General features: G+C 45.9%; 16 protein-coding genes and 2 tRNA genes. 6 read left to right on the top strand and 12 right to left on the bottom strand.

The window, feature by feature from the left end:
• Positions 1-65 precede the first annotated feature (65 nt).
• Complete coding sequence (locus NC796_RS13155) at positions 66-683, bottom strand: rhomboid family intramembrane serine protease (RefSeq protein ID WP_310685008.1); 618 nt, start codon at positions 681-683, stop codon at positions 66-68.
• Between the two features lie 122 nt (positions 684-805).
• Between NC796_RS13155 and NC796_RS13150 the strand changes: the two genes are divergently transcribed.
• The 5 genes from NC796_RS13150 (at position 806) to NC796_RS13130 (ending at position 4,740) form a co-directional block, all read left to right on the top strand.
• Positions 806-877, top strand: a tRNA-Thr gene (locus NC796_RS13150).
• Between the two features lie 113 nt (positions 878-990).
• The gene (locus tag NC796_RS13145; RefSeq protein ID WP_310685006.1) at positions 991-1,287 is read left to right on the top strand and encodes a hypothetical protein; all 297 of its coding nucleotides are present in this window, start codon (positions 991-993) and stop codon (positions 1,285-1,287) included.
• Positions 1,288-1,638: 351 nt separating this feature from the next.
• A complete protein-coding gene (locus tag NC796_RS13140) occupies positions 1,639-2,067 on the top strand; it encodes a gamma-glutamylcyclotransferase family protein (protein ID WP_310685005.1) in 429 nt (142 codons plus the stop codon).
• Positions 2,068-2,169: 102 nt separating this feature from the next.
• A complete protein-coding gene (locus NC796_RS13135; protein ID WP_310685004.1) occupies positions 2,170-2,838 on the top strand; it encodes a septal ring lytic transglycosylase RlpA family protein in 669 nt (222 codons plus the stop codon).
• A gap of 423 nt (positions 2,839-3,261) precedes the next feature.
• Positions 3,262-4,740 carry a phytoene desaturase gene (locus tag NC796_RS13130; RefSeq protein WP_310685003.1) on the top strand — a complete coding sequence of 493 codons (1,479 nt, stop codon included), beginning with the start codon at positions 3,262-3,264 and terminating at the stop codon, positions 4,738-4,740.
• A 67-nt stretch (positions 4,741-4,807) separates the two neighbouring features.
• Here NC796_RS13130 and fsa read toward each other — a convergent pair whose 3' ends face one another.
• Positions 4,808-5,470, bottom strand: coding sequence for a fructose-6-phosphate aldolase (fsa, locus tag NC796_RS13125; RefSeq protein WP_310685002.1), 663 nt, complete (start codon positions 5,468-5,470; stop codon positions 4,808-4,810).
• 183 nt (positions 5,471-5,653) lie between these two features.
• On the opposite strand from fsa, the gene NC796_RS13120 reads away from it, so the two are divergent.
• Entirely contained in the window at positions 5,654-5,971 is a 318-nt protein-coding gene (locus NC796_RS13120; protein ID WP_310685001.1) for a YtxH domain-containing protein, read from the top strand.
• Positions 5,972-6,092: 121 nt separating this feature from the next.
• On the opposite strand, the gene rpoC is transcribed toward NC796_RS13120, so the two are convergent.
• The 10 genes from rpoC to NC796_RS13070 form a co-directional block, all read right to left on the bottom strand.
• The gene (gene rpoC / locus NC796_RS13115) at positions 6,093-10,427 is read right to left on the bottom strand and encodes a DNA-directed RNA polymerase subunit beta' (protein ID WP_310685000.1); all 4,335 of its coding nucleotides are present in this window, start codon (positions 10,425-10,427) and stop codon (positions 6,093-6,095) included.
• A gap of 51 nt (positions 10,428-10,478) precedes the next feature.
• Positions 10,479-14,294 (bottom strand): DNA-directed RNA polymerase subunit beta, encoded by a 3,816-nt coding sequence (gene rpoB, locus NC796_RS13110; RefSeq protein ID WP_409070377.1) that lies wholly within the window; start codon positions 14,292-14,294, stop codon positions 10,479-10,481.
• Positions 14,295-14,471: 177 nt separating this feature from the next.
• Positions 14,472-14,846, bottom strand: a complete 375-nt coding sequence (rplL, locus tag NC796_RS13105) for a 50S ribosomal protein L7/L12 (RefSeq protein WP_310684997.1) — start codon at positions 14,844-14,846, stop codon at positions 14,472-14,474.
• Positions 14,847-14,898: 52 nt separating this feature from the next.
• Positions 14,899-15,423, bottom strand: a complete 525-nt coding sequence (rplJ, locus tag NC796_RS13100; protein ID WP_310684996.1) for a 50S ribosomal protein L10 — start codon at positions 15,421-15,423, stop codon at positions 14,899-14,901.
• A 20-nt stretch (positions 15,424-15,443) separates the two neighbouring features.
• Entirely contained in the window at positions 15,444-16,142 is a 699-nt protein-coding gene (gene rplA, locus NC796_RS13095) for a 50S ribosomal protein L1 (protein WP_310684994.1), read from the bottom strand.
• Positions 16,143-16,157: 15 nt separating this feature from the next.
• Positions 16,158-16,589, bottom strand: a complete 432-nt coding sequence (gene rplK / locus NC796_RS13090) for a 50S ribosomal protein L11 (RefSeq protein WP_310684992.1) — start codon at positions 16,587-16,589, stop codon at positions 16,158-16,160.
• An 80-nt stretch (positions 16,590-16,669) separates the two neighbouring features.
• On the bottom strand, positions 16,670-17,236 hold the full coding sequence (gene nusG, locus NC796_RS13085) for a transcription termination/antitermination protein NusG (RefSeq protein ID WP_310684991.1): 567 nt from the start codon (positions 17,234-17,236) through the stop codon (positions 16,670-16,672).
• The gene (gene secE / locus NC796_RS13080) at positions 17,233-17,415 is read right to left on the bottom strand and encodes a preprotein translocase subunit SecE (RefSeq protein WP_310684990.1); all 183 of its coding nucleotides are present in this window, start codon (positions 17,413-17,415) and stop codon (positions 17,233-17,235) included. The genes nusG and secE overlap by 4 nt, the downstream gene beginning before the upstream one ends.
• 27 nt (positions 17,416-17,442) lie before the next feature.
• Positions 17,443-17,515 (bottom strand) — tRNA-Trp (locus NC796_RS13075).
• Between the two features lie 104 nt (positions 17,516-17,619).
• Positions 17,620-18,035: EF-Tu/IF-2/RF-3 family GTPase (locus tag NC796_RS13070; protein WP_409070376.1), on the bottom strand; the 416-nt coding region annotated here is incomplete at its 5' end.

The raw sequence follows: 18,035 nt of genomic DNA, 5'->3' as shown, positions 1-18,035 counted from the left end.
TTAAAAAGGTTCGAGCAAAAGTGTAGCCTGCTTCATTGCAGGCTACACTTTTTCATTTTCCCTCCCTAAAGCAATCCAAATACGGTGAGTATGTGATCCACCGTGTTGGGTACAAATATCAGCAGGTAGAGCATTCCCCATATGGAGCCAGCCGTGTGCGCCTCATGGTTGATTTTGCCTACATCTTTTTTGCTCTCGTACATGCTGTAAATCAAGTACAGAATTCCGAACACAAACGCGGGAATAGGAACCGGAATTAAAAAAAGGTAGATGCTTTCCAGTGGAAAGAGCAGGATAAAGGCGAATAGCACACTCCCCACCGCCCCTGAAGCACCCAGGGTGGCATAGTTGGGATTGTCTCTATACTTAATCAGCGATGGAATGCCCGATACTATCAGTCCCGAAAGAAACAACCCGGCAAAATAAGTCGGACCGATCACCCGCTCCATCACCTGCCCAAAGAAATAGAGCGTAAACATGTTGATAAACAGGTGCGTAAAATTGGCGTGCAGGAACCCGGATGTCAGCAACTCATACCAGGTATTTTCCCTGACAACGCGATAGGGTTTTAGAAAACCTTTATCAATGATATTCGGATTCCAGTACAAGGCCAATAATGAGACAACAACATTTACCGCAATCAGGATAAATGTAACCGAACCTAAAAAATCGTAATTCTGCATGCGAAATATTTTATTTTAAAAGCGAAAATAGAGAACTGCCAAATACTTCGCTAATTTTGATTTAAATTGTCAGCGCCACTTGCTTGCAGAGTAAGACAATGCTTATATTTGCACTCGCACAAGCCGAAGTAGCTCAGTGGTAGAGCAACGCTCTCGTAAAGCGTAGGTCGTCGGTTCAAATCCGATCTTCGGCTCTCTCTTCGCTTTTCCCTTCTTTTCTCTGCCCTTTTAAAGAACGCTGGTCACCGCTATCATTGTTTATAAATGATAGGTACCAAATGTTCACACATCTATAGGGAGGTCCGTTATGTATCAGGATTTAGCCGAAGCCATTGAAGATATCCAACAGAAAGGATATACCCACCTTTTTGAGGTTCATGACAATGCTTTGCGGTGTAAAGAGACAGAAGAAGAATATCCGAGTGCAAAGCTCCGCATCGTCTCCACGTATAAATTTGACCGGGGCACCGACCCCGGGGACGATTCAAGCCTGTACTTAATAGAAACCGATTCGGGAGTTAAAGGCTATATCGTGGGTGGGGCAACAATGTACCGTGACCGGGAAAAAGCCGAATTCCTGGATCAACTGCTGCAGAAAAAATAATTTAAAAAAATACATTTAGCTATTGCATATCATTCAAAAAAGGTTGTAATATAATGCTTAATCATCGTTTGAGATGAGGGTCGTAAATTCTATCAAAATAGGTAGATAGCATGACCACAACCTGATACTTTTGGAGTTTACAATGGATAAGAAATCCAAAAAACCATCCAAAACTCAACCTAAAGCTCCTGCCACAAAGAAGCCCGAGGTTAAGCATAAAACTGACAAGAAGTAATTCTTGATTAATCCGTTCGATTTGCAAATTGATCGAAGTGAGAGTTCCTTTTAAATTGGACACCGGCTATCCTTGTAATGGGGTAGCCGGTGTTTCTGTATTAAAAAATGGAGATTATGAGTTTAGCACCTGAGGAAGAATACCTATTTGTCTATGGCTCTTTACAAAGTGGAGCCAATCACCCGGCCCATAAGGTGTTGACAGAATATGCATATTTGATCTGTAATGCCGAGTTCGAGGGTCATCTTTTTCTGGTGGCAGACTATCCCGGGGTCGTTGCCGGCAACCATTCCCCAAATAATATAAAAGGGGAACTTTATCACCTGAAAAGGCCTACAAAGGTATTTCAAAAACTGGATCCCTATGAAGGATATAACCCCCATGAACCAGAAAATAGCCTGTATATTCGCCAAAAATGTGATGTCCATTGCCCAAACCGTACTCCAGAGACTATCTCGGCATGGATCTATCTTTATAATCGACCGACCGAAAATTTGACTCGGATCCCATCGGGAGATTACCTCTCTTACGTCCAAAAAGGATGACGTTCTGCAGCTCCAGGCAAATTCTATATGTTTATTTCTCTGCAGATTATTATTATTTCTGTCAATAATTTTTTTTTAGAAAAGCTAATTAAATACCTCGTTTTGATTAAGTCTACATACCTTTTGTTCGTGGTACCGGCAATGCTGTTCCTGAGTTCATGTGGCATAACCTCTCGTGTTACAAAACCTCCTGCCGGGCCCGCACCTGCTAAAATGAACAATGCGATTGAGTCTGGCGTGGCCAGCTGGTACGGACCCAATTTTCATGGAAAGATGACGGCCAACGGGGAAATATATGACATGAACACACTGACAGCTGCTCACCGGACACTGCCTTTCAATACTTTTGTGCGTGTCGAAAATATTGACAATAACAAATCCGTGGTCGTACGGGTAAACGATAGGGGACCTTTTAAAGACAACCGTATTATAGACCTGTCAAGGAAAGCAGCCAGAGAAATTGAGATGATCGGCCCTGGCACAGCAAACGTCCAATTGTTTCTTGTTGAAGGCAGTGTTGAGGAAGGCAAGGATCTGAAAACCTCGACTTTCACGGTACAGTTGGGCTCATACGAAGAGAAAGAACGAGCCCACAAGGTATCAAGAGAAATTGACGGATCCCGGATTGAAGAATTCAAATTAAACAATGGCCAGCGTGTGTACCGCGTTTTCTATGGCATTTTTACTGATAAGGATGAGGCTCAAAAAGAGCAGCGCAGGCTCGAACGCAATGGCTATAACGGTTATGTAAAACAGCTGGAGAACTCGTAGATAAACTGAGAAGATACCCTGGGGTCCCGTCTAATTAAATTAAGACATTCTACAATATTTGAATGCGTTATCCATTCCAGACGAAAGAAAATAAAATTTAAACTGCACTGATTCACATTTCCCTACTATACTTTTTGAAAAGCCTTCATACACTTTTTTGTAAAGTATAACTATTCTTTTCCAAAAAGCGTTAGTACAATTATTTAAAAAGCCTTAGTACATTTTTAGGAAAAGACCTACTATACTTTTAAAAACATTAGTATAAATTTTTGCTTTATTAAGCAAAGCTTCCTCAAATACAGCTATAGACACTCATATCCTTTTTTTTACTGGTGATCCATATTATAGTTGCCAATATTGGAATTCTGAACGCCCTTTTATGGTTACTTGGTCGATATAGAAACCAAAATTTATCAAGATCCCATGGCAGAGAAAGTAATTATAATTGGCAGTGGTTTTGGGGGACTGGCTACCGCTTCACGCTTGCTGTCCAAAGGTTACGAAGTTGAAATTTTTGAAAAAAGAGACAAACCGGGCGGCAGAGCCTACGTCTATGAAATTGACGGATTTACTTTTGACGGGGGACCGACTGTTATCACTGCTCCATTCCTGTTTGATGAAATTTTTGAAGCTGCCGGTAGGAATCGAGAAGACTACATAGAGTTTGTGCCGTGCGACCCATTTTATCGAATTTTTAACCACGAAGGGCGAACCTTTGATTACAATGGGAATCACGAATTTGTACTTAATGAAATCGCAAAATGGAATCCTGCGGACAGAGGTGGATACACTAAATTCCTGGAGAGTACCAAAGCGATCTTTAAAAAAGGTTTTGTAGAACTGGCAGATCAGCCCTTCCTGAATATCTGGGATATGGTCAAGGTGGCTCCTGACCTGATAAAACTGAAATCCTACAAGACGGTATACAGTTACGTATCACAGTACATCGAAAATGACTTCCTCCGCCGGTGTTTCTCCTTTCATCCCCTGTTGGTCGGCGGCAATCCCTTTGATACCACCTCAATCTACGCTATGATCCATTACCTTGAACGAGAATGGGGAGTCCACTACGCTTTAGGGGGGACCGGATCCATTGTCAATGGCATGGTAAAACTTATAAAAGAGCAGGGAGGTACATTTCACCTGAATGCGGAAGTGGATGAAATTCTGATCCAAAATAAACGGGCAAAAGGGGTGCTTCTGAAGAATGGAAAAGAATATACTGCTGACCATGTCGTCTCCAATGCGGATGTGGCCTTCACCTACCGGTATATGATTCCAGAGTCCAAAAGACCCACTTATTCCAACAAAAAAATTGAGAACCTAAAATACAGCATGTCTCTTTTTGTGATATACTTCGGGACCAAACGGCGCTACCTGGACTCCGATCTGGCTCATCACAATATCATCCTGGGAGAACGATACCGGGGACTCCTGGAAGATATATTCCACGATAAAAAACTGTCTGAGGACTTTTCTCTATACCTCCATATGCCCACTAAGACCGACCCGTCCCTGGCTCCTGATGGATGCGAGGCGTTCTATGTCCTTTCCCCGGTCCCACACCTTGGAGGAGACACTGATTGGCAGGCAACGGCCTCTCAATACCGCGATGGCATCATGAATTTCCTTGAAGAGAACTACCTCCCCAATTTGCAGGAAAATATTATTGCCGAGCACCATATCGATCCCCTTCATTTCAAGAACACGCTTAACAGTTACAAGGGATCGGCCTTTTCCGTAGAACCCATTCTTACGCAGTCTGCGTGGTTTCGACCTCATAATAAATCAGAGGATGTGGAGAACCTGTTTTTTGTAGGAGCAGGCACGCATCCCGGGGCTGGACTGCCCGGTGTACTTTCCTCGGCCAAAATAGCTCAAAAACTTGTGGGAAAGTCTTAAAATTAGAAATGCCAGACCCCTATAGAGCTATAGAGCCTGGCATAAAATAAGTCTTAGCAGAACTTAATTACTTGGCTTTGACTTCCTCCTGGAGTGCATCCCAGTCGGCCAGGAACTTGTCGAGGCCACGGTCGGTAAGTGGATGCTCCAGCAACTGCTCAATCACGCTCAACGGCATAGTGGCAACATCTGCACCAAGGCGCATAGCCTCTAGGACATGCATCGGGTGACGAATGCTTGCCGCCAAAATTTCGGTTTCAAAACCATAGTTGTCATAGATGGTAACCACATCTTCAATTAGTTGCATGCCATCTGAAGATATGTCATCGATACGCCCAATAAAGGGTGAGATGTAGGTAGCACCAGCTTTTGCCGCAATTACAGCCTGCGTCGCCGAAAAGCACAGCGTACAATTGATCTTAATGCCTTCACCGGAAAGTGTCTTTATCGCTTTGATTCCCTCTTTAATAAGGGGCACTTTCACAACAACATTATCAGCAATCGCTGCCAGGTGACGACCTTCGGCTACAATATCTTCATACTTTGTAGAGACCACTTCAGCTGAGACATCTCCACTAACGATATTGCATATTTTAGCAATGTGGCCTTCAAAATCTTCAACCCCGATTTTGGCGCACAAACTCGGGTTGGTTGTAACTCCGTCCAAGACTCCCAAGTCATTAGCTTCACTAATTTCATCCAAATCCGCAGTGTCAATAAAAAATTTCATAACAGGATTATTTTTGTATTGCATTCCTTTGTTTTAGTCTACCCTAAAGATAAAAAAATATTACTGAAACTTTAATATGTATCTAGCATGTTGCATATTAACACTAGGTAAACATTTTACCTATTTTACATCAATATTATCTATTGACAAAAGCTTAACTGTTAAGAAAGGATTTGATAAAGTATGAGCCGATCTAAAGACTTTACTCTTGGACTACTTTCGGGTGCACTCGTTGGGTCCGTGATAGCTCTTTTGTACGCTCCGGATAAAGGAAGCAATACCCGAAATGTTATCTCATATCGACTAAGTAATTACGTCGATGAACTTACTCACCTGATAGAACGGCTTTCGGAAGAAAAGCATGCGATATCCGAAGCCAAACGCAAAGGTGATGAGGTAGTTGAGGATGCCCGTCAACGTGCAGAAGACCTGATCAAGGAGGCCGAACACCTGTTAGATTCTATTGAGGAGACCAAGGAAGAGGAGAAAAAGGAATCATAATAGCGCTACCACCTCTGTGAAATCTTGATACACTTTCCTTAAATTTCCGACAGCCCATTTAAAAAGAAAAAGCCCGACTTTTCTTGAAGCCGGGCTTTTTAAATTTAATTCTACAGAGAGGCTATGACTCTTCCTCTTCCACGTTTGCTGCTTTCGCAGCTTCCTCTCCATTTTCGGCGTCGGCGCCGAGTTCTTCAAAGACTCGTGCCACTTCTTCTTCGCCTTCATCCAGTTCTTTCCTGGAACCGACGATAAGATCTTCATACTTACGAAGACCTGTACCGGCAGGTACTTTGTGGCCAACCACAACATTTTCCTTAAGACCCATCAAGTAGTCCTTCTTAGCCTCAATAGATGCCTGTGTAAGGACTTTGGTGGTCTCCTGGAATGAAGCGGCTGAGAGCCAGCTTTCAGTTGAGAGTGCTGCACGTGTAATACCGAGCAAGATCGGCTTCGAAATTGCCGGTTCGGCCTCTCGGGTCTCCAGCTCCTCTACACCTTCCTTAATCAGTTCGTTATTAATTTCACGAACTTCTCTTCGATCAAGAATTCGGCCTTGTTTGAGATCGCTTCCGCCCGGGTTGGTTACCACGAATTTACCAATGAGCTCATCATTCCTATTGTTCAGCTCAAATCGGTCAACTTTATCTCCTTCAAGATACATGGTATCACCGGGATCGGTTACCTCAACCTTCTGCATCATCGTTCGTACAATGACCTCAATGTGCTTGTCATTGATACGAACACCCTGCAATCGGTAAACCTCCTGAATCTCATTCACCAGGTAAGACTGAACCGCATATGGTCCGAGGATATTGAGGATCTCTTCGGCAGGTACTGTACCGTCGGAAAGCTGCTGGCCGGCTTCTACATAATCATTCTCCTGCACCAGAATGTGCTTGGACAGGGAAATCAGGTATGTTTTTTCATCCGTACCGTCTTTACTTTCAACGATAACTTCCTGCTTACCACGCTTGCGACCACCCATGCGAACGATACCGTCAATTTCGGAGACAGCAGCAGGTTCGCTTGGTGAACGAGCTTCAAACAGCTCGGTAACACGCGGCAGACCAGCAGTAATATCTTTCGATTTTGCCGTCGCACGTGGAATCTTGGCAAGCACTTTACCAGCCTGAACCTCTTCACCGTCATCAACAGTGATGTGGGTATCAACCGGCAGTGTCTTCTCAATAACGCGATCGCCATCGCCTTTAACCATAAGGGTAGGTACCAGCGAACGATCTTTGGAATCGATAATCACTTTCTCACGGTGACCGGTTTGTGAATCAGTCTCCTCTGAGTAGGTGATATCTTCCATGATATCTTTGTACTCAACAACACCATCAATTTCCGAATAGATGTTGGCGTTGTATGGATCCCACTTACAAAGCGGAACACCCTTCGGCACGGTATCACCCTCTTCAACGAGGAGTTCAGAGCCATAAGGCACGTTGTACGTCGTAAGAACTTTGCCTTCCTCGTCGAGAATCTTAATCTCTCCGGCACGACTCAGTACAATATTCTGTACCTCTTCGCCATCATCGTACTCTACGATACGTACGTTCTCAAATTCGACTTTCCCTTCGAACTTGGTCTTGTGCTGCGATTCTGACTCCATGCGGGAAGCGGTACCACCAACGTGGAATGTACGCAACGTAAGCTGTGTACCGGGCTCACCAATAGACTGAGCTGCGATAACACCCACAGCCTCACCGGTTTGAACCATGGTTCCACGGGAGAGGTCACGGCCGTAGCATTTTGCACATACACCACGTTCGCTTTCACAAGTCAGTACTGAACGAATCTCAACCTCTTCAATTGAGGTTTCAGCAATGCTCTTCGCTACCGATTCATCAATAAGCTGGTTCGCTTCACAGATCAGATCATCTGAGATTGGATCGTAAATATCGTGGAGCGAAACGCGACCGAGGATACGATCTTCGAGGCTCTCGATGACATCCTCGTTATCTTTCAACGCTTTCATCTTAATGCCACGAAGCGTACCGCAGTCCTCTTCGTTAATGATGATATCCTGCGATACATCCACAAGACGACGGGTTAGGTAACCGGCATCAGCGGTCTTAAGTGCCGTATCGGCCAGACCCTTACGCGCACCGTGTGTTGAGATAAAGTATTCGAGCACCGTCAATCCCTCTTTGAAACTTGAGAGAATCGGGTTCTCGATAACCTCGTTACCGGACTGCTGCGAACTTTTCTGCGGCTTGGCCATCAGTCCACGCATACCGCCGAGCTGTCGAATCTGCTCTTTGGAACCACGTGCACCGGAATCAGCCATCATAAATACCGGGTTGAATCCTTCTCGATCAGCAGTCAATGCGTTAAACAGAGACTCTGATACCCGGTTGGTCGTGCTGGTCCATTTATCAATAACCTGGTTATACCGTTCATTATCGGTAATAAAACCCATCTCATAGCGGTCGGTAATGTCCGAAACTTCGCTCTGGGCTTTGTCGATAAGTTCCATCTTTTCATCAGGAATTACGATATCCTCCAGGTTAAAAGACAGGCCACCGGTCGTTGCCTTTTCAAAACCCATCTTCTTCATCTTGTCAAGGAAGGAAGCTGTGCGGGCTGTTCCAACTTCGCTGTGGATATCCCCGATCAGCTTTCTAAGCTCCTTCTTGCCAAGCGTTTTGTTAATGAATTTAATTTCCGGAGGCAGAATAACATTAAACAATACCCGGCCTGTGGTCGTCTTGATGATCTCATACTCCGTATCATCACCTTCACCTGAAACAGGAACCCGGACATTGATCTTTGCGTGCATGTCAATCTTGTCCTGATCCCATGCTACCAGCACTTCATCGGTGTTGGCAAAAGTCTTGCCCTCCCCACGCTGATCATTCGCCATCTTGGTCAGGTAGTAAATACCCAATACCATATCCTGCGACGGAACTGCAATAGGTCCACCACTTGCAGGACTCAAGATGTTATGCGAACCAAGCATCAGCACGGATGCCTCAAGGATTGAGTCGTGACTCAACGGCACGTGCACAGCCATCTGGTCACCGTCAAAGTCAGCATTAAAAGCAGTACAGGAGAGCGGGTGCAATCGCACGGCTTTTTCCTCGATGAGTACCGGCTGATAGGCCTGGATACCCAGTCGGTGCAATGTTGGTGCACGGTTCAGCAGTACAGGGTGTCCGTCGATCACATTTTCAAGGACTTCCCAAACCACTTGGTCGCGTCGGTCAACAACCTTTTTCGCGCTTTTAACCGTCTTCACATACCCGCGCTCAATGAGTCGGCGAATAATAAATGGCTTGTAAAGCTCAACAGCCATCTCTTTCGGCAGACCACACTCATGCATTTTGAGCTCTGGTCCAACCACGATTACAGAACGACCGGAGTAGTCAACCCGCTTACCAAGCAGGTTCTGACGGAATCGTCCGCTCTTGCCCTTCAGCATATCACTGAGAGACTTCAACGGCCGGTTGTTATTACGAACCGCGTTGGATTTTCTTGAGTTATCATAAAGCGAATCGACCGCTTCCTGCAGCATACGCTTCTCATTCCGCAGAATCACATCCGGCGCTTTGATATCAATCAGTCGCTTCAGGCGGTTGTTTCGGATGATTACACGTCGATACAGGTCATTTAGATCTGAAGTCGCAAATCGTCCACCTTCAAGCGGTACCAGTGGACGCAGTTCCGGAGGAATGACAGGAATAACACGCTGTACCATCCACTCAGGTCGATTCTCCGTGTGCTGGTTAGCGGCACGGAAAGATTCGATCACCTGCAGTCGTTTCAGTTTCTTTTTCTTCCGCATCTGGGAGGTCTCATTACGAACCTCGTAACGCAGTCGATAGGCAAGGCTGTCCAAGTCTAGACCTGCTAGCAGATCTTCAATTGCATCGGCGCCTTCCTTACAGATGAATTTATCTTCATCCTCATCATCCAGTTCATACTGATCGTCTGGGAGCTGATCAAGAATATCATAGTATTCCTCTTCAGTGACAAGATCGCCCCGTTTGTAACCGAGATCTCTTGCAAGACCCGGATTCATGATTACATGTGTTTCATAATAAACGACCTTTTCAAGATTCTTGGATGAGTATCCAAGCAGATATGCCAGTTTGTTTGGCAGTGACTTGAAGTACCAGATGTGCACTACCGGCACGGTCAGGGAGATATGTCCCATACGCTCGCGACGGACAGCCTTTCGGGTTACTTCAACACCGCAGCGGTCACAAATGATACCCTTGTAACGGATACGCTTGTACTTGCCGCAGTGGCATTCGTAATCTTTGACCGGACCAAAGATCTTTTCACAGAAAAGACCGTCCATCTCCGGTTTAAAGGTACGATAGTTGATTGTTTCGGGAGTCAAGACTTCCCCGTGTGAACGGGACAGAATCGTCTCCGGTGATGCCAGAGAGATTCCAATATTACTGAAGTCTTTCGTGACCGTTAATGTATTTGTAGTCGGCAAGGATGTACCTCCGGATTAACTTTTATTAACAGTACAAATTCTTTATTCAATTTAGTCTATGTGTATTTCAAGGCCGAGGCCCATCAGTTCGCGCAACAATACCTTGAATGATTCTGGTACGTCGCCATCAGGGAGGTTTTCACCTTTAACAATAGCCTCATACACTCTTGAGCGGCCTTTAACATCATCACTTTTAACAGTGAGCATCTCTTTGAGGATGTTGGACGCTCCATAAGCGTAGAGTGCCCAAACCTCCATCTCACCAAGACGCTGACCACCAAATTGTGCTTTACCACCCAGCGGCTGCTGAGTAATTAGTGAGTATGGCCCAATAGAACGGGCGTGCATCTTGTCTTCAACAAGGTGATTCAGCTTCAGCATGTAGATGTAACCTACCGTTGTCTTCTGGTCGAAGGATTCGCCTGTACGACCATCGTAGAGTGTTACACGGCCATCTTTCGGCAATCCTGCCTCTTCCAGTTTATCCTGTACCTGATCGTAAGAGGCACCGTCGAATATTGGTGAAGCAAACTTAACACCGAGCTTCTTGCCTGCCCAGCCAAGAATGGTCTCATAAATCTGGCCGAGGTTCATTCGGGAAGGTACGCCCAATGGGTTCAGCAGAATATCTACCGGGGTCCCATCTTTCATATAAGGCATATCTTCAACCGGAACTACTTTTGCAACCACACCTTTGTTACCGTGGCGGCCGGCCATCTTGTCGCCAACTTGCATCTTACGCTTTTTGGCGACATAGACTTTAGCGTTCTGGATAATTCCAGGAGGAAGATCATCACCCACCTGAATCTGGTATTTCCGACGCTTTGCTTCCGTATCAATCTCTTTACGGATTTCTCGGTAATTCTTAAACAGTAATCTTACGTGTTCCACGAGATCTTCATCCGTAGCCCAGTCAATGTTTTCATTGATGATTACGGGATCAATCTCTTCAAAATCAGATTTACGATACTTCTCACCTTTTGGAATGAGCTCTACACCATTCAGATCATAAACGCCGGGAGAAGTCTTGTCACGCAGCAAGGTATAGAGCTTGTCGTACATCTTGCTGTTTAGCTCTTTAACCTTTTCAGCATGACGCTCATTCTCCTGCTCAACCATCTTTTTCTCCTCTTTACGGGAGATCTGTTCATCACGTTTACGGCTGAACAGCTTAGTGTTGATCACCGTACCGGAAACGCCCGGTGGTGTCTTCAGTGAGGCATCTTTCACATCACCGGCTTTGTCACCAAAGATGGCGCGAAGCAGTTTCTCTTCAGGAGTTGGATCAGTTTCCCCTTTAGGCGTAATCTTACCTACCAGAATGTCGCCCGGGTTTACCTTAGCGCCAACCCGTATAATACCCTGTTCATCAAGATCTTTGGTAGCATCTTCACTTACGTTAGGAATTTCTCGGGTAAGCTCCTCTTCCCCACGCTTGGTATCACGTACTTGTTGTTCAAACTCTTGGATATGTAGCGAGGTATAAACGTCATCCTGAACGATGCGTTCACTCACTACAATAGCATCCTCAAAGTTATAACCTCTCCAGGGCATGAAAGCGACAAGCAGGTTACGTCCGAGGGCAAGCTCTCCACCGTCGGTGGCACAGCCGTCAGCCAGGGTATCCCCCTTCTTAACCTTGTCGCCTTGACTTACAATCGGGCGCTGGTTAATCGTGGTGTCCTGGTTGGTGCGTTCAAACTTTTTGAGCTCATAGCTCTTGATACCTTCATCAAAATGGCAGGTTTGCTCCATCTCCGTCCGCTCATACTTCACTCGGATCTCTTCAGAGCTGACATAAACCACTTCCCCGTCGGCTTCTGCGGCGATAATAGCGCGGGAGTCCTTAGCAGCACGATGTTCAAGACCAGTTCCGACAATTGGGGATTCAGGTCGCAGCAACGGTACAGCCTGGCGCTGCATGTTTGATCCCATGAGCGCACGGTTTGCATCGTTGTGCTCAATAAACGGAATCAGGGCCGCGGCCAGAGACGTAATTTGGTTCGTAGAAACGTCCATATACCCGATCTGATCAGGCTTGGCCAGTTGATAGTTACCATCCCGGAAACGGGAGAAGACGTTCTCATTGGCAAAAATACCCTCATCATTCAATGGAGCGTTCGCCTGTGCAATAACAGTTTCATCTTCCTGCTCCGCCGAGAGATACTCTATTTCATCGGTGACCTGTTGCTCCTCGACTTTGCGATATGGTGTCTCTATAAAGCCGAAGTCATTAACCTTGGCATGCACACAAAGTGAGGAAATCAAACCAATGTTCGGGCCTTCAGGCGTTTCAATTGGGCAGAGACGTCCATAGTGCGTGTAGTGAACGTCACGAACCTCGAAACCAGCACGTTCACGTGTAAGGCCTCCAGGTCCCAATGCCGACATACGACGCTTGTGCGTCAACTCGGCAAGCGGGTTGGTTTGATCCATAAACTGTGAAAGCTGGTTCGTGCCGAAGAAGGTGTTGATCACACTGGAGATCGTGCGTGCATTTACCAAATCTTGCGGCGTCAGCTGCTCAGCATCGCGAGAGTTCATTCGCTCCTTGATCGTGCGAGACATTCGGGCAAGTCCGATAGAGAACTGCTGCCCAAGCTGCTCACCTACGGTACGAACCCGTCGGTTACTCAGGTGATCGATGTCATCAACCTGTGACTTCATGTTTTTCAGGCGGATAACCTCTTTAACAATCGCTACGATATCTTCCTTCACGAGGTAGCGGGTATCCATATCCACATCCAGCTTCAGGCGCTTATTCAGCCGGTAACGACCAACCTCACCCAGATCATACTTCTTATCACTGAAGAACAACCGCTCCAGGATCTGGCGTGCCGTTTCAGCATCCGGCATCTCACCGGTTCGGATCTGGCGATAAATTTCAGCCAGGGCTGTCTCATCATCATGTGCGGGATCTTTGCGCAAGGTATTCATGATCACGTTACGCTCGGAATCCTCGGGAGCCAGGTTCTGAACCCGGACACTCTCAACTTCCGCTTCTTCAAGCGTTGCAAAATCCTCTTCCTCCAGCTCGTGATCACGTTCCAGAAGCACCTTACGGCTTTTTGCTTCTGTTACCTCACCGGTTTCCTCGTCAACAACCTCTTCCAACACTTCGACTGAAATTTCTGAAGCCAGGCGTTTTCCAACGCAGTTTTCCATAAACTTCTCTTCGTCACTGCAGTCAACGCGTTCAGAAAGTTCAAATAGGCTGAAAATTTCATCGTCATCAGAATAACCGAGTGCCCTAAGAAGCGTGGTGGCGGGCACTTTTTTCTTCCGGTCAATATAGGCCCAAAGGACATCTCGGATGTCAGTAGAAAACTCAATCCAGGAACCCTTGAACGGGATAACGCGTGCATTATAAAGCTGCGTGCCGTTCGGGTGTACATTCTGCCCGAAAAACACACCAGGTGACCTGTGAAGTTGACTCACAATTACTCGTTCCGCCCCATTGATAATGAATGTACCACGTTCGGTCATCCACGGGAGATCACCCAGAAACACTTCCTGCTCGATTGTTTCTGTGGCCTCATCCTCATCATCTACAGCGGAGAGGCGGAGTTTTGCCTTCAACGGCACGGCATAAGACAGACCGCGCTCCTGGCACTCCTTAATATTGTATTTGGGTGTATCCACCGAATAGTGGAGAAATTCGAGAATATGTGTTTCTCTCGAATCCTGGATAGGAAAATTTTCATTGAATATTTTTTGCAGACCCTGATTTTTCCGATCTTCAGGAGCAACATCCAGTTGGGTAAAATTATTGAACGACTTGAGCTGGATATCAAGAAAATCGGGATAATCCAGTACATGTTCAGTTTCAGCAAAAGAAAGACGATCGGTGAACGGGACCTTCTTCATGGAATTGTTCGTACTCAAAGGAACCTCTCCTTTAAATTAATGTGATAGTGACGAGCATGTAATAGCAACAAGGGCTAAAAGGGAATAAGGATTAAATGCACATACGATTGAGACGCCAATAGCCAATACCGATTATAACGATATTGGCTACGGCTAAATTGTATGTACAATACAAACTTACTTAAGCTCGACTTCTGCGCCGGCATCTTCAAGCTTTGACTTGATTTCTTCAGCCTCAGCTTTTGCGATACCTTCTTTAACTGCATTAGGAGCATTGTCAACCAGCTCTTTAGCCTCTTTCAGGCCAAGACCGGTAATGCCGCGAACTTCCTTAATAACGGCAATCTTCTTCTGACCGGCAGATTTCAGAACAACATCAAATTCTGTTTGTTCTTCTTCTCCGCCGCCTTCTCCACCAGCTCCGCCGGCAACTGCAACTGCAGCCTGAGCAGGCTTGATGTCATATTCTTCTTCAAGAACTTGTGCCAGTTCGTTTGCTTCCTTTACAGTTAGGTTAACTAGTTGTTCAGCTAATTCTTTAACGTCAGCCATTTTGATTCTCCGAATTGATCTTTATGAATTAAAATTCTTAGGTAATGATTGTTTAGTTTTCGCCTTTTTCGGCGATGGATTCAACAGCGCCGGCGACCTTCTTGCCGGGAGCCTGGAGCGCACTAACAACATTGGATACAGGAGCGAGCAGGAGACCAACAATATCTCCGATAACTTCGCTCTTGGATTTCATTGCTGCTAAAGTTTCGAGCTTATCTTCCCCGTAAAAGTCGCCATCAATAATGGCTGCTTTAAACTGGGGCTTTTTATGCTCTTCTTTGAACTTCTTAATTACTTTAGCAGGTGCGGCAAGCTCTTCTTCCACAAAGGCAAATCCATTTTGCTCGACCAAATGAGGGTACAAGTCATCATAACCTCCAACCTCATCCATCGCGCGTTTAACCAAGGTATTTTTGTATACCTTGTATTTAATGTCTCCTTTGTAGAATTCGCTACGCAGCTCATTGATTTCAGCAACCGACATCCCGGAATAATTCGTTATATACAGTGCATTTGAATTATTCAGATCTTCGGTTATCTCTTCAACTACTGCCTTTTTCTGTGCTAATGTTGGCATTGCTATCTACCTCTAATTTCTTACACTGAAATTACGGATGAACGACTCAGAGTAATACTGGGGCCCATTGTAGAACTCATATATACGCCCCGAAAATACAGTCCTTTGGCCGATGCCGGTCGTAACCTATGCACCTTTCTCAGGAATTCTATTGCATTTTCTCTAAGCTCGTTTGGCTCAAAGCTTACCTTTCCAATTGAAGCGTGCAGAATGCCATACTTATCTACACGAAATTCAATTTTTCCAGCTTTCACTTCTTTAATTGCCTCCGCAACATCTTCTGTAACGGTTCCACTCTTGGGGTTAGGCATCAAGCCTCTCGGTCCTAAAACTTTACCGAGTCGACCGATCTTACCCATGACATCAGGAGTGGCAACAATTACATCGATGTCGGTCCAACCTTCTTCGATTTTCGTTATGTATTCATCGAGACCTACGTGATCTGCCCCGGCTTCTTCTGCCTCTTCTTGCTTGGCTTCACTTACCAGAGCTAACACACGAACCTCTTTACCCGTACCGTGCGGCAGGGAAACGGAACCGCGCACCATCTGATCGGCATGCCGGGGATCAACCCCGAGCTTGATATCCATATCAACAGATGCGTCGAAATTCACTTTCGAGGTCTTTTTCACCAGATCACATGCCTCTTCCAGAGTATATTCTAAATCCGGATCTATGAGCTCAGCGGCCTCGCGATACTTTTTTCCTCGTTTTGCCATTATACTATCGTTCCTTTATTTGTCTCTTAAAACTCGCAGTCCCATACTTCGGGCGGTACCCGCAATCATCTCGGCACCAGCCTCAACGTCGTGGGCATTAAGATCTTCCATCTTCTGCTCTGCTATATCCTTGCATTGCGTCCATGTGACCTCACCTACTTTAGTTCGGTTGGGCTCACCGGATCCGGTTTTGACACCGGTTGCCTGCTTAAGGAGTACAGCTGCAGGTGGAGTTTTAGTTTTAAACGTAAACGACTTATCTACGAAGACCGTAATCTCAACCGGAATAATAGTACCGGCATCTTCTTGCGTAGCAGCGTTAAACGCTTTACAAAACTCCATGATGTTGATCCCTGCCTGACCTAATGCAGGACCGACCGGAGGTGCAGGGTTTGCCTGACCACCACGGATCTGAAGCTTTAAGACAGTATCAACTTGTTTTGCCATTTCTGTTAATTAAATCGTAATAGATTAACTTTTCGATTTGCCGCGTAATAGCTCACTTTGCATCAAGTGACGTTTCGGTTTTAGGTCGCAGGTTCTACCTGGTTCACATCGACCTCAACCGGGGTCTTTCGACCGAAAATACTTACCATAACTCTTAGTTTGAGCTTATCGGTGTTTACCTCTTGGACGGTCCCGTCAAAATCCTTGAACGGCCCGTCAATGACCTTCACGAGGTCACCTTCATTATAGGGGATCTCAATTTTACCCCCCTGCTCCATCATCTCTTCATTATCTTTCACCCGACCCAGGATTCGTTTTACTTCTTGCTTTCTGAGTGGATTGGGCTTTTTATCATTTTTTCCACTTTTCAAAAATCCCAGTGTAGAAGGCGCTCCCTGAACAAGATTATTTACCTCTTCATCATAGATCGTGTGAAGCAGCAAGTAGCCTGGAAAGAAATTCTTCTCCCTGGTCCTTTTTTTGCCTGAACGTATTTCAATAACAGTTTCTGTAGGGATCAATATCTCATTAATCTTATCTTCCATTCCCTGCAGTTCAATTTCTCGCTCCAGGTAACGCTTGACCTTTTTTTCATGCCCGGAGAAACAGCGTACTACATACCAGTCGTATTGTTTTTCAGCGGTCATTGATAAATTGCCCCTAATATGGTGCTATATAATTGGTCTACTACGAAGATAAATACGGAAATCAGAACCGTAAACACCATCACTATGACAGTGTTATCAACCAGCTCCTTCTGGCTCGGCCAAGAGACTTTTTTCATCTCCTTCCGAACACCTTCTAAAAATTCCTTAATCTTGTCCATGATTGTTTTTTAATCATTCAAAACTTGCACGGGTGGAAGGACTTGAACCCACAACCTGCGGTTTTGGAGACCGCTGCTCTGCCAATTGAGCTACACCCGTAGATACACCAAGAGAGTAGATTCAACAGACAGAACCTATTCTCTCCACGTGTAATTTCGCTAAGAGGGCTGTCATCATAAGGATGACCCTCCCGGATTCATTAGTCATTCAATAATTTCACTTACCACGCCGGCTCCCACGGTGCGCCCGCCCTCGCGGATCGCAAACCGAAGCCCTTCTTCCATCGCTACCGGCTGGATCAGGGTCACCGTCATGCTGACGTTGTCGCCCGGCATCACCATCTCTACCCCGTCGGGCAGCTCACAGGATCCGGTCACATCGGTCGTACGGAAGTAAAACTGCGGGCGGTAGCCTTTGAAAAACGGCGTGTGACGGCCGCCTTCGTCTTTGCTCAGCACATACACCTCACACTCAAACTTCTTGTGTGGGGTGATCGAGCCCGGCTTACACAGCACCATACCGCGCTGCAGGTCCTCCTTGTCGATCCCGCGCAGCAGGATCCCGGCGTTGTCCCCGGCCTGCCCCTCATCGAGCATCCGACGGAACATCTCAATGCCGG

Source organism: Aliifodinibius sp. S!AR15-10, assembly GCF_031569985.1.
In the GTDB taxonomy this organism is placed as follows: Bacteria; Bacteroidota; Rhodothermia; order Balneolales; family Balneolaceae; genus JAMQKA01.
This window is presented reverse-complemented; position numbering and strand designations above follow the sequence as displayed.